This is a genomic window from Brevundimonas phoenicis, assembly GCF_047237745.1.
Classification (GTDB): Bacteria; Pseudomonadota; Alphaproteobacteria; order Caulobacterales; family Caulobacteraceae; genus Brevundimonas.
In genome coordinates, this window is sequence record NZ_JBDFLN010000001.1 from 334402 (window position 1) to 346811 (window position 12410).

Annotated in this window: 12 protein-coding genes; 6 read left to right on the forward strand and 6 right to left on the reverse strand. The window is 69.0% G+C overall.

Translation table 11 applies throughout. The annotated features are described in order from the left end of the window. Positions 1 to 102: 102 nt before the first annotated feature. Together katG and ABC419_RS01655 are read left to right on the forward strand one after the other, a co-directional pair. Positions 103 to 2331 (forward strand): catalase/peroxidase HPI, encoded by a 2229-nt coding sequence (gene katG / locus ABC419_RS01650; RefSeq protein ID WP_412876524.1) that lies wholly within the window; start codon positions 103 to 105, stop codon positions 2329 to 2331. Positions 2332 to 2444: 113 nt separating this feature from the next. After that, positions 2445 to 3332, forward strand: coding sequence for a hydrogen peroxide-inducible genes activator (locus ABC419_RS01655; RefSeq protein ID WP_125900742.1), 888 nt, complete (start codon positions 2445 to 2447; stop codon positions 3330 to 3332). 6 nt (positions 3333 to 3338) lie between these two features. Here the strand turns inward: ABC419_RS01655 and ABC419_RS01660 are convergent, their stop codons facing one another. The 3 genes from ABC419_RS01660 to acnA all read right to left on the reverse strand — a co-directional run bounded on the left by ABC419_RS01660 (position 3339) and on the right by acnA (position 7153). Next, complete coding sequence (locus ABC419_RS01660) at positions 3339 to 3815, reverse strand: RES family NAD+ phosphorylase (RefSeq protein WP_412876523.1); 477 nt, start codon at positions 3813 to 3815, stop codon at positions 3339 to 3341. A gap of 8 nt (positions 3816 to 3823) precedes the next feature. Next, on the reverse strand, positions 3824 to 4309 hold the full coding sequence (locus ABC419_RS01665; RefSeq protein WP_412878762.1) for an antitoxin Xre/MbcA/ParS toxin-binding domain-containing protein: 486 nt from the start codon (positions 4307 to 4309) through the stop codon (positions 3824 to 3826). Between the two features lie 138 nt (positions 4310 to 4447). Next, the gene (gene acnA / locus ABC419_RS01670; RefSeq protein WP_412876521.1) at positions 4448 to 7153 is read right to left on the reverse strand and encodes an aconitate hydratase AcnA; all 2706 of its coding nucleotides are present in this window, start codon (positions 7151 to 7153) and stop codon (positions 4448 to 4450) included. Between the two features lie 186 nt (positions 7154 to 7339). Between acnA and ccmA the strand changes: the two genes are divergently transcribed. Further along, positions 7340 to 7960 carry a heme ABC exporter ATP-binding protein CcmA gene (gene ccmA / locus ABC419_RS01675; protein WP_412876520.1) on the forward strand — a complete coding sequence of 207 codons (621 nt, stop codon included), beginning with the start codon at positions 7340 to 7342 and terminating at the stop codon, positions 7958 to 7960. Further along, a complete protein-coding gene (ccmB, locus tag ABC419_RS01680) occupies positions 7957 to 8622 on the forward strand; it encodes a heme exporter protein CcmB (protein ID WP_412876519.1) in 666 nt (221 codons plus the stop codon). The genes ccmA and ccmB overlap by 4 nt, the downstream gene beginning before the upstream one ends. On the opposite strand, the gene ABC419_RS01685 is transcribed toward ccmB, so the two are convergent. Genes ABC419_RS01685 through ABC419_RS01695 form a run of 3 tightly spaced genes read right to left on the reverse strand, consistent with a single transcriptional unit; the run spans position 8619 to position 10105 of the window. Then, entirely contained in the window at positions 8619 to 9239 is a 621-nt protein-coding gene (locus ABC419_RS01685; RefSeq protein WP_125900737.1) for a Smr/MutS family protein, read from the reverse strand. The two genes, ccmB and ABC419_RS01685, sit on opposite strands and share 4 nt — an antisense overlap. A gap of 2 nt (positions 9240 to 9241) precedes the next feature. Continuing rightward, complete coding sequence (locus ABC419_RS01690) at positions 9242 to 9475, reverse strand: helix-turn-helix domain-containing protein (RefSeq protein WP_412876518.1); 234 nt, start codon at positions 9473 to 9475, stop codon at positions 9242 to 9244. Positions 9476 to 9499: 24 nt separating this feature from the next. Then, entirely contained in the window at positions 9500 to 10105 is a 606-nt protein-coding gene (locus ABC419_RS01695; protein ID WP_243637619.1) for a DUF2975 domain-containing protein, read from the reverse strand. Between the two features lie 440 nt (positions 10106 to 10545). Between ABC419_RS01695 and rdgB the strand changes: the two genes are divergently transcribed. Together rdgB and hemW are read left to right on the forward strand one after the other, a co-directional pair. Then, positions 10546 to 11148 (forward strand): RdgB/HAM1 family non-canonical purine NTP pyrophosphatase, encoded by a 603-nt coding sequence (rdgB, locus tag ABC419_RS01700; protein ID WP_368923130.1) that lies wholly within the window; start codon positions 10546 to 10548, stop codon positions 11146 to 11148. Between the two features lie 100 nt (positions 11149 to 11248). Next, positions 11249 to 12379 (forward strand): radical SAM family heme chaperone HemW, encoded by a 1131-nt coding sequence (gene hemW, locus ABC419_RS01705; protein WP_412877982.1) that lies wholly within the window; start codon positions 11249 to 11251, stop codon positions 12377 to 12379. Positions 12380 to 12410 lie beyond the last annotated feature (31 nt).

Here is a 12410-nt window from a genome sequence, read left to right on the forward strand (position 1 = left end):
CTTCGCTATAAGTTTCTTCTGTGATCGCGAACAAGTTAATCGATTTTCCTTTCCGCCTGAGGGGTCATAGCCTCGAGGCTTCGAACCTGAGGAGGAACGATCATGGACGGCAACACCGACGGGGCCCCCAAGGGCCGCCCGATGAAGAAAGACGCGGTGCGTTCGCTGCTGGGACGCACCAATCGCGACTGGTGGCCCAATCAGATGTCGCTCGACATCCTGCATCAGCAGGGGATCAACGGCGATCCGATGGGCGACGACTTCAACTACGCCGAGGCGTTCAAGTCGCTGGATCTGGCGGCGGTCAAGCGCGACCTGACCGCCCTGATGACCGACAGCCAGCCCTGGTGGCCGGCGGACTACGGCCATTACGGCCCCTTCTTCATCCGCATGGCCTGGCACTCGGCCGGCACCTATCGCACCGGCGACGGGCGTGGCGGCGCGGGCGCCGGCCAGCAGCGGTTCGCGCCGCTGAACTCCTGGCCGGACAACGGCAATCTGGACAAGGCGCGCCGCCTGCTGTGGCCGATCAAGCAGAAGTACGGCGCCAAGCTGTCGTGGGCCGATCTGATGATCCTGGCCGGCAATGTCGCCATTGAATCGATGGGCGGGCCGGTGTTCGGCTTCGGCGGCGGCCGCGCCGACGTCTGGGAGCCCGAGAAGGATGTCTACTGGGGCACCGAGGAGCAGTGGGTCGGCGAAGAGGGCAATGAAACCCGCATCCAGCCCGACAAGGGCATGGCGCTGGAAGAACCGCTGGCCGCCATCCAGATGGGCCTCATCTACGTCAACCCCGAAGGCCCCGGCGGCGTGCCCGAAGCCCTGGCCTCGGCCCGCGACATCCGCGAGACCTTCGCCCGCATGGGCATGAACGACGAGGAGACGGCCGCTCTGACCGCCGGGGGCCACACCTTCGGCAAGGCGCACGGCGCCGGCGACGCCGGCAAGGTCGGCGCCAGTCCCGAGGGCGCGGACATCGCCCAGCAGGGCCTGGGCTGGATCTCGGGCCATGAGAGCGGCGTGGGCGACCACGCCATCACCTCGGGCATCGAGGGGGCCTGGACGCCGACGCCGATCACCTGGGACATGACCTTCTTCGACATGCTGCTGGACCACGACTATGAGCTGGTCCGCAGCCCGGCGGGCGCCAAGCAGTGGCAGCCGATCGGCAATCCGCCCGAGACCCTGGCCCCGGCCGCCCATACGCCGAGCAAGCGCGTGCCGACCATGATGACGACCGCCGACATGGCGTTCAAGATCGACCCCGAGTACCGCAAGATCATGGAGCGGTTCCGCGCCGACCCGGCCTATTTCGGCGATACGTTCGCGCGGGCCTGGTTCAAGCTGTGCCACCGCGACATGGGGCCGAAGGCTCGGTACCTGGGCGCCGACGTGCCGGCCGAAGACCTGATCTGGCAGGATCCGATTCCGGCGCAGCAGGGACCGGTGATCGACACCGCCGACATCAAGGTGTTGAAGGCCAAGATCGCCGCCTCGGGTCTGACGGTGGCGGAGCTGGTGCAGACGGCCTGGGCCTCGGCCTCGACCCATCGCGGTTCGGATCATCGCGGCGGCGCCAACGGCGGCCGCATTCGCCTGGCTCCGCAGAAGGACTGGGACGTCAATCAGCCGGAACAACTGGCCCGCGTGCTGAAGGCCTATGAGGCGATCAAGGCTGAGTTCGACGGCCAGGCCTCGGGCGGCAAGACGGTGTCGATCGCCGATCTGATCGTCCTGGGCGGCGGCGTCGGGGTCGAGACGGCGGCCCGCGCGGGCGGTTATGCGACGGAGGTTCCCTTCGTCCCCGGCCGCACCGACGCCTCGCAGGAGGAGACCGACGTCGAAGGCTTCGCGGTGCTGGAGCCGCGCGCCGACGGCTTCCGCAACTATCTGCAGGTGCGGTTCAACGTGCCGACCGAGGAACTGATGGTCGACCGCGCCCAGCTGCTGGGCCTCAGCGCCCCGCAGATGGCGGTGCTGGTCGGCGGTTTGCGGGTCATGGGCGCCAATCACGGCGGCTCGACCCACGGCGTGCTGACCAATCGTCCGGGCGTCCTGTCCAACGACTTCTTCGTCAATCTGCTGGACATGGGCACGGCCTGGAAACAGGTGGACGACAGCGCTGACGAGGTCTTCACCGGCAATGACCGCGCCAGCGGCGAAGAGTTGTGGACGGCGACGCGCACCGACCTGGTGTTCGGCTCCAACGCCCAGCTGCGCGCTTTGTCAGAGGTCTATGCCTCGGCCGATGCGGGCGAGAAGTTCGTCCGCGACTTCGTGTCGGCCTGGGTCCAGGTGATGAACGCCGACCGCTACGACCTGGCCGCCTAAAAGGGCTGCGAGGCCGAACTCCACGCGGGCGCCGTCGATCGGCGGCGCCCGCAAGCGTTCGGAGCTGCATCATGGATTTTGCTCTCTGGGCCGCGAGCCCCTATGTCGCTCGCATGCTCCCCACCCTGCGCCAGCTTCAGTATCTCAAACTCCTGGCCGAGCACGGCTCCTTCAGCCGCGCCGCCGAAGCCGCTCACGTCAGCCAGCCGGCCCTGTCGGCCGGCGTTCAGGAGCTGGAGAAGATACTGGGGGCGCCCGTCGTCGAGCGCACGCGCGGAGCGGTGATCCTGACCGCCGTGGGCGCCGAGGCGGTCAAGCGGGCCGAGGACGTCCTGGCCCGCACCGAGGATCTGGTCGAGGCGGCCCGCAACGCGGGCAAGCCCCTGTCGGGCCGGTTCCGCCTGGGCGTCATCCCGACGGTCGCCCCCTTCCTGCTGCCCAGGACCATGCCGGGGCTGCGCGACCGCTACCCGGGCCTGCGCCTGTTCCTGCGTGAGGATCTGACGCCGCGACTGATCAGCGCCCTGAAGGCGGGACAGCTGGACGCCGCCGTCATCGCCCTTCCCTACGACGCGCCAGGCATCGACCACGCCCGTATCGGCGACGATGAAATCCTGGCCGCGGTGCCCGCCGGTCACGCCCTGGACGGCGCCGGACCCATCCCTGAAGGCCTGCTGAAGTCCGAGGATCTGATCCTGCTGGAGGACGGCCACTGTCTGCGCGACCAGGCCCTGGCGGCGGTGAAGATCGAGGCGCCGCGCGGCGAGGACGTCTTCGCAGCGACCACCCTGCCGACGCTGGTGCAGATGGTCTCGTCCGGCCTGGGGGTCAGCTTCTTGCCCAATATGGCGGTGAAGGCGGGCCTGGCCGATCATCCCGGCGTGGTCATGCGCCCCATCGCCGAGAACGCCCCGCACCGCGAGATCGTCGTCGCCTGGCGGGCCGGATCCAGCCGCGCCGCTGAGGCGCGCCTGCTGGCCGAGGCGCTGAAGCTGGACTGAGCCGCGTCAGCCGAACAGGCGGCTGTCCCACCAGACCGGCGTCTCCAACCCCGGCTTGATGCGTGCGAAGTCGGGATGCGTGGTGTTGAAGACGAAGTTGCGCTCCATCCGCGCCACGACCGAGGGCGTGATCAGCAGGGCCGAGCGGCCTTCCGCATGCCAGGCCCGTCCGAAGGCGCGGGCGGCCGCCCCGCCCGGCTCGGCCCAGCCGGGGACCAGGTCCGGGTTGACCACTTCATAGGAGACGCCCGCCGGGATGTGGATCTCCACATGATGCTGGCCCAGCGGCAGTTCGCCGCCGAAGTGGACCAGCTTCTCCAGCATGGCGGTGGAATAGTGCTCGGCGGCGTAGATCACCCGCTGGCCCGCCTCTTGCCAGCGGCCGGAAGCCCGGCGCGAACCGCCGTCGCTCCAGATGGGATATTCGCCGCGTGGATCGCCGATGCGGAATCCCTTGAGCGCGTCGTCCAGCCGACGGTGCATGGACGGGCCTAGACCGCGAAGCCGGCGTCGGCGCGGCGCACCAGATTGATCACCGCCTCGGCCCCCGCCGAACTGGACTGGGCCATGGCCAGGGGGGTGCGACCGTTCAGCAGCTGGTGCGAGCGGTTCAGGAAGCGGACGACGGCGGCGCTGTCGCCGCGATAGGCGCGGCCCACGGCGTCGACCACGCGGCCGACCTCGTACAGGCGCTCGCTCATCTCGCGCGACAAAGGCTTGCGGCTGGTGCGGGCGCGCCGCAGCGTCGCCTCGGGAATGATCTGGCCGACCACGCGGGGCATGCCGATCACCTGGCCCAGGGCGGCGGCGGCGGCGGGTTTCAGCCCCTGCGACACCCGCTCGGCCAGGGCTACGTCGTCCATCGTCTCATTGTCGTTCAGGCCCAGCAGCTTGCCGATCCGCGCCGCGTCGCTGGCAGGCAAGGTCTCGGGCGAGGCGTAGAGGTCGAGGGCGGTCATGGCGGCGGCTTTCGTCATATGACGATAATATGGGCGTCAAGCGACGGAAGGACAAGGGATGAGTGACGGTCGGGCTCCAAGAAAAAAGGCCGGCGGATCGCTCCGCCAGCCTTCATTCTGGTTGGTCTAACGCGCTTTCGCGCTGCTTGAGACCGCTTACTTCTCGTCGCCGCGTGCCAGGTTGCGCAGGACGTAGGGCATAACGCCGCCAGCCTTGAAGTAGTCCAGCTCCGTCTGGTTATCGATGCGGCAGCGGACCGGGAAACGGGCCATCTTGCCGTCCGACGGACGGAACATCTCGACCCACAGATCCTGGCGGGGCTTCAGCTTGCCGACGTTGGCGTCGGTCAGGCCGCGGATCGTGACGATCTCTTCGCCCGTCAGGCCCAGCTTCTGCCAGCCGTCTTCCTTGAACTGCAGCGGGACGACGCCCATGCCGACCAGGTTCGAGCGGTGGATGCGCTCATAGCTCTCGGCGATGACGGCGCGGACGCCCAGCAGGCGGGTGCCCTTGGCCGCCCAGTCGCGCGACGAACCGGTGCCGTATTCCTTGCCGGCGAAGACGACCAGCGGGCGGCCTTCCGACTGGTAACGCATGGCCGCATCGTAGATCGACATCGTGTCTTCCGAGGGGAAGTGCTTGGTGACGCCGCCTTCGATGTCCGGGGTGATCTTGTTGCGAATGCGGATGTTGGCGAAGGTGCCGCGCATCATGACTTCGTGGTTGCCGCGGCGGGCGCCGTAGCTGTTGAAGTCCAGGGCCTCGACGCCGTGGTTGGTCAGGTACTGACCGGCGGGCGAGGCCTTCTTGATCGAACCGGCCGGGCTGATGTGGTCGGTGGTGATCGAGTCGCCGAAGATGCCCAGGATGCGCGCCTCGACGATGTCCGTGACCGGAGCGGGCTCCATGGTCAGACCCTCGAAGTAGGGCGGGTTCTGGACGTAGGTCGAGGTGTCTTCCCACTCATAGGTCTGACCGCCGGTGACGGCGATCGCCTGCCAGTGCTCGTCGCCCTTGAAGACGTCGGCGTAGCGCTTGGCGAACATCTTGGGCGTGACCGACTTCTTCTGGATGGCGGCGATCTCTTGCGAGGTCGGCCACACGTCCTTCAGGAAGACGTCATTGCCCTTCTTGTCCTTGCCGATCGGCTCCTTGGTGATGTCGATGCGCATCGAACCGGCCAGGGCGTAGGCGACCACCAGCGGCGGCGAGGCCAGGTAGTTGGCCTGGACGTCCGGGTTCACCCGGCCCTCGAAGTTGCGGTTGCCCGACAGGACCGAGGTGGCGACCAGGGCGTTGTCGTTGATGGCCTTGGACACGGCCGGGTCCAGCGGACCCGAGTTGCCGATGCAGGTGGTGCAGCCGTAGCCGACCAGGTTGAAGCCCAGGGCGTCCAGATCCTTCTGCAGACCGGCGTCGGTCAGATAGTCGGTGACGACCTGCGAGCCGGGGGCCAGCGAGGTCTTGACCCAGGGCTTGGGCTTCAGGCCCAGGGCGTTGGCCTTGCGCGCCACCAGACCGGCGGCGATGAGCACGCTGGGGTTGGAGGTGTTGGTGCAGGAGGTGATGGCGGCGATCACCACATCGCCGTCGCCGATGTCGAAGCCTTCGCCTTCGACGGCGGCGCGCGGGGCGTCGGCCGGACGGGCGAAGACGCCGGTCAGGGCTTCTTCGAACGACGGGGCGGCGACGGTCAGTTCAACGCGGTCCTGCGGACGCTTCGGACCGGCCAGCGACGGCACGACCGTCGAGATGTCCAGCTCCAGAACGTCGGTGAAGATCGGGTCTTCGGACTCTTCGTCGATCCACAGGCCTTGCGCCTTGGCGTAGGCTTCGACCAGGGCGACGCGCGCCTTCTCGCGGCCGGTGGCCGTCAGATAGTCGATGGTGGCCTGCGAGACGGGGAAGAAGCCGCAGGTGGCGCCGTATTCCGGGGCCATGTTGGCGATGGTGGCCTGGTCCTCGATGGTCATGCCGGCGATGGCGGGACCGAAGAATTCCACGAACTTGCCGACCACGCCCTTCTTGCGCAGCATCTGGGTGACGGTCAGCACCAGGTCGGTGGCCGTCGCGCCTTCCGGCAGCTTGCCGGTCAGCTTGAAGCCGATGACTTCGGGGATCAGCATCGGGATCGGCTGGCCCAGCATGGCGGCCTCGGCCTCGATGCCGCCGACGCCCCAGCCCAGGACGGCCAGGCCGTTGATCATGGTGGTGTGGCTGTCGGTGCCGACCACGGTGTCCGGATAGGCGACGGTCTTCTTGCCTTCGTCGGCGGTCCAGACGGTCTGGGCCAGGTTCTCCAGGTTCACCTGGTGGCAGATGCCGGTGCCGGGGGGCACGACGCGGAAGTTGTTGAAGGCCGACGAGCCCCAGCGCAGGAAGTTGTAGCGCTCGATGTTGCGCTCATACTCACGCTCGACGTTCTGGCCGAAGGCCTGGGCGTTGCCGAAGTGGTCGACCATGACCGAGTGGTCGATGACCAGGTCGACCGGGACCAGCGGGTTGATCTTCTTGGCGTCGGCGCCGAGCTTGTCCATGGCGTCGCGCATGGCGGCCAGGTCGACGACGGCCGGAACGCCGGTGAAGTCCTGCATCAGCACGCGGGCCGGGCGGAAGGCGATCTCGTGCTCGACGGCGCCCTTGTTCTCGATCCAGGCGGCGACGGCCTTCAGGTCGTCCTCGGTGACGGAGACGCCGTCTTCGTTGCGCAGCAGGTTCTCCAGCAGCACCTTCATCGAGCGCGGCAGGCGGGAAATCCCGGCCAGACCGGCTTCCTCGGCGGCGGGAAGGCTGTAATAGGCGTATTTCTTGCGCCCGACCGCGAGGTCTTGGCGGGTCTTGAGGCTGTCAATCGACGGCATGGAGAGTAGTCCTCTGACAAACGCCGCCCGACAATTCGGTTGCGCCTTCGCGCGCTGGACGTCGGGGCGCACAGGTCCCCGGCGCGCGCGGCGAAAGCCTGCTGCGGCGCTTGCGCATATAGTCCCGCGCGCGTGGGCCGTCCATGTATCCACACCCTTGACGTGGACATTGAGAGAGACTCGCAAGTGCTGACCCGCCTGGAGATCGCAGGTCTGAGCCTGTCGCGCGGCGAGCGGCGGTTGTTCGGCGGCCTGTCCTTCGCCCTGTCGGCGGGCGAGGCGGCGGCGCTGACCGGGGCCAACGGCGCGGGCAAGACCAGCCTGCTGCGCGCCGTGGCGGGCTTCATCCGGCCCGATGCGGGCGCGGTCGTTTTTCACGATGCGGACGGCGAGATCGAGGCCGAGACGGCGCGGCGCGCGGCGCTTCACGTACTGGGCCACCACGAGGGCCTGAAGCCCCAGCGCACGGCGCGGCAGGAGCTGGGCTTTCAGGTCGAATGGCTGGGCGGTTCGGCCGTCGCCATGGACGCGGCCGTCGAGCGGCTGAAGCTGGCGCCCCTGCTGGACCTCGAAACGCGCAAGCTGTCGGCGGGGCAGAGGCGGCGGCTGTCGCTGGCTCGTCTGGTCGCCGCCCCGCGCGCCCTGTGGCTGTTGGACGAACCGCTGGCGCCGCTGGACGAGGTATGGCGCGGCGTCGCCGCCGAACTGATGGCGGAACATCTGGCGGGCGGGGGGATGATCCTGGCCGCCGTGCACGACCCCCTGCCCGTTCCGGCCCGCCCTCTTGATCTCGGAGGCGTCCGATGAAGGCCGTGCGCGCCCTGTTCGCGCGCGAGCTGTCGCTGGCCTGGGGCGGCGGCGGCGGGCCCTTGCTGGCATGCGGCTTTCTGTTGTGCCTGACGGCCATCCTGCCGCTGGCGGCGGGCGGCGATCCGCGCGTTCTGGCCCCGGCGGCGTCAGGCGCGTCGTGGATGGCGCTGGCCCTGGCCTCCCTGCTGTCGCTGGAGCGGATGTTCGAGCGCGATCTGGAGGATGGGGCGCTGGATCTGTTGGCGACCGGCCCCTTGCCGCTGGAGGCTGTGGTGGGGATCAAGGCGCTGGCGCAATGGCTGGCGACCGGCCTGCCGCTGGCGCTGGCCGCGCCCGTCGCGGCCCTGGCCCTGGGCCAGCCGCCGGAGCTGATCGCGCTGACCGGCGCCTCGGCGGCGCTGGGCGGTCTGGGGTTCGCCTTCACCGGGGCGCTGGGCGCGGCGCTGGCGCTGGGCGCCCGGCGCGGCGGCCTGCTGATCGCCGTGGTGGTGCTGCCGCTGTTCATTCCGCCGGTGGTGTTCGGCGCGGGCGCCTTGACCCGCGCGGCCAGCGGTCAGAGCCCGGCCTCGGCGCTGGCCCTGCTGGGCGCCTATGTCCTGTTCGCCCTGGTGATCGCGCCGATCGCGGGCGCGGCGGCGGTCAGGAACGCGCAGGGCTAGCGCGGTTTCAGCGTCACATAGAGCGCCCCGTCGCCGCCGTGGCGCTGGTGAGCGGAGGCGAAGCCCGACACCACTCCGCGCAGGTGCGGACTGGTCAGCCATTCGTGCACCGAGGCGCGGATGACCCCGCCGCCACGCCTGCCCTGGCCTGTGATAACCAGCACCGAGCGCAGGCCGCGCATCTGGCAGCCGATCAGGAAGCCGCGCAACTGATCCTCGGCCTCGAAGCGGCCGAAGCCGTGCAGGTCGATGCGCGCCTCGATCGGATCGCGCTCGCGCGACAGGCGGCGCTGGCGGCGCGGCTCCAGCTCTTCCGGCGCGGAACGAGGCCGTGGCGCAGCGGCCTTCGGGGGCGGAGGCGTCGCCGCCCGTCCGGCCGAGGCGGTCGTCAGGGCGGTCGCGCGCTTCTTGCCCGCGACGCCGCGCGGCGGCGGCGCGATGAGAGGCGCGGCTTCATCTCCAAGCGCAGGAATAACGGCGCCGGGCGTCACGCGCGCGGCCTTGCGGCGGACGGGCGGCGTCACCGTGGACGTCACCCGGTTCCAGATGCGCTTGTCGTCGTCGCCGGTCGCGGAGGCGGCTTTCGGCGGTCCCTTGCCCGAAGGGGGGCGGGCCACGCTCAGCCCTCGTCGTCGAAGGGGTCCGGCGGACCGGGCTTATGGGCCAGCAGGTCGCCGGGCTGGCAGTCCAACTCGCGACACAGGGCGTCCAGGGTGGAGAAACGCACGGCGCGCGCCTTGCCCGTCTTGAGGATGGACAGGTTGGCGACGGTCACGCCGACGCGGTCGGCGAGTTCCGTCAGCGACATGCGGCGCTGGGCGAGGATACGGTCGAGTTGGACGCGGATGGCCATGGGGTGAGCTTTAGCGTTTCTCGATCAGATCGTCAGTTCGGATTCGCGACGAAGGCGCGCGCCCTCGCGGAACACCTCGGCCAGGACGAAGACGACTAGGACGGAAAAGACGGGGGTGAGCAGGTCGCTGATCCCTTGCGGCTCCATCACCCCGGGCGCCAGACGCGCGGCGACCAGCCCCTGTACGATCCAGACGCCGCCGGTGACGACGGCCAGGATCAGGCCGATCTGGCGCAGGCGACGGACGTTGTCCGGTTGGAACGGATCGCCCAGGGTCAGGGTGCGGAAAATCTTGCGCAGATGGCGCAGGATCATCAGGAATCCGCCGAAATAGGCGGTCAGCGCGCCCAGGCCGAACAGCAGCAGCGGACGGGTCAGCGGCATTTCGCGGCCGTCCGCGCCGTCCGAGACGGTGACATTCAGGTTGTCGATCGGAATGAAGATCGAGGCGACCCACAAGAGCAGAAGCAGGCCGGTGACGAGGATCATCACCACATAGGCCACGTCCAGGGCGATCTTCAGCAGGCTGGAGACCGAGCCGGGGCCCAGGGTGCGCAACGGGGTGCGGAAGTGAGGCGCGCGCAGCGGGGTCTGATGGCCGAGAGGTTTCGGTTTCCGCAAGCGCGTCATCGGGCGTCTCAGGCCGGGGACAGGGGCGCCGTCGCCGCGGCGGGTCCGGCCGACCCGCGCACGGCTCTATTCTTCACGGCGTTCATGGCGATCGTCAAAGCCCCCTCGCTCGCTGGAGCGGTCAGAAGCTTTGGATGATCAGGGCGATCGCGGCGGCCGGCAGGGAGGCCAGCAGGAAGGCGTTGCCCAGGCTGTGCGCCAGACGGTCCATCAGATTGGTTTTGTGCATGGCTTGCATATAGGTCTCTCCATCGATGCACGTTTTTTGTGCGTATCTGCTGTGCCGCTGGATCATTGTTGCGAGATGTTTCTCTCGTTTGAACGGTGCGGCCGTCCGTCCTTGAAAATGAAGATAGGTCGTGCGCCGACCAAAGCCAACTTACATATCGTTTAACGATGTTACCATTTCGCAATGGATCGGACGGGGCTAAGGTCGCGCCATGAATCTCAAGTTGATCAAGGGGATGCGGCTCGTCGCCGCCACCCACAATCCGGGCAAGGCGCGCGAGATCGAAGCGCTGCTTGACGGACATTACACGATCGTCACCGCCGGAGAGCTGAATCTGCCTGAACCGGACGAGACGGAGACCACTTTCGTCGGCAACGCCATGCTGAAAGCGCGCCACGCGGCCCAGGCCTCGGGCGAGGTCGCCCTGGCCGACGATTCCGGCCTGTCGGTCGCAGCCCTGGACGGGGCGCCGGGCATCTATTCCGCGCGCTGGGCCGGGCCGACCAAGGATTTTGATCTGGCCATGAAGAAGGTCGAGCAGCGGCTGGAGGAGATCGCCTCGACCGACCGCCGCGCATGGTTCACCTCGGCCCTGGCCGTGGCCTGGCCCGACGGCCCTTGCGTAGTGGTCGAGGGGCGGATTGACGGCGAATTGGTCTTCCCGCCGCGCGGCGACCGGGGCTTCGGCTATGATCCGATCTTCCGGCCGGAAGGCTCCGCCCTGACCTTCGGCGAGATGGACCCGGTCGAGAAGGACGCTCTCAGCCACCGCGCCCGCGCCTTCGCCCGCCTCAAGGCGGCGCTGATTGACTGAGAGGACCGCCCCACAAGCCGCGGCCCTGCGCCAAGGCGGCGATCGAGGCGAGCATCAATCTGTCCCTCAAGCAGCCGCCCTCCGCGAGGGCGGCGACTCCATCGCCCTCTATGTCCACTGGCCCTACTGCGCGCGCATCTGTCCCTATTGCGACTTCAACGTGGTGCGCGACCGGGGGCGGACGCAGGAGCAGGCGGAGCTGGCGCAGGCCATCCTGAACGACCTGGAGGCGCAGGCCGCCCTGGTCGGGCCGCGCGCCCTGGCCTCGATCTTCTTCGGCGGGGGCACGCCGTCCTTGATGCCGCCCGACGCTGTGGCGGCGGTGACGGCGCGGGCCAGGGCGCTGTTCCCTCCTTCTGGCGATATTGAGATCAGTCTGGAGGCCAATCCCACCGACGCGGAGGCCGGGCGCTACGCCGCCCTGGCCCGGGCCGGGATCAACCGCCTGTCGATGGGGGTGCAGTCGTTTGACGACGCGGCGTTGAAGTTCCTGGGCCGCGATCATTCGGCCGCCGAGGCGCGTCGCGCCATCGCCCTGGCCGCGCAGGCCTTTCCGCGGCTGTCGATTGACCTGATCTACGCCCGGCCGGGCCAGGGCGTCGCCGACTGGACGGCCGAGCTGACCACGGCGCTCGATCTGGGGTTCGAGCACGTCTCGCCCTATCAGCTGACCATCGAGGGGACGACGGCCTTCGGCCGGGCCGTGGCGCGCGGCGCCTGGTCGCCGCCGGACGAGGATCTGGCCGCCGCCCTCTATGAAGCCACGCAGGCGACGCTCGAGGCGGCGGGGTTCGAGGCCTATGAGGTGTCCAACCACGCCCGCGACGTGGCGGCGCGCTCCAGCCACAACCTGCATGTCTGGCGCGGCGGGGACTATCTGGGCCTGGGGCCGGGGGCGCATGGGCGGCTGACCCTGGCCGAGGGGCGGGTCGCCACCGTGGCTGCGCGCCGCATCGGCGACTATGTGGCGGGCGTCGCCGCCGGATCGCCCTGGGCCGAGCGCGAGGTTCTGGAGCCGCAGGACGCCGACGAGGAGCGCGTGCTGCTGGGCCTGCGCACCGTCGAGGGCGTACCTTTGGCCCTGCTGCAGCGGCTGGGGCTGTCGGCGGACGAGGGTCGGTTGGCCGATCTGCTGGCCGACGGCTTTCTGAGCCAGAAAGACGGCCGCATCGCCGCTACTGCGACCGGCCGTCCCTTACTGGACGCGGTGCTCAAGGCCCTGTTGACCTAGACCGCGGCGCGCCGGACTGGCAGGGTCCGGC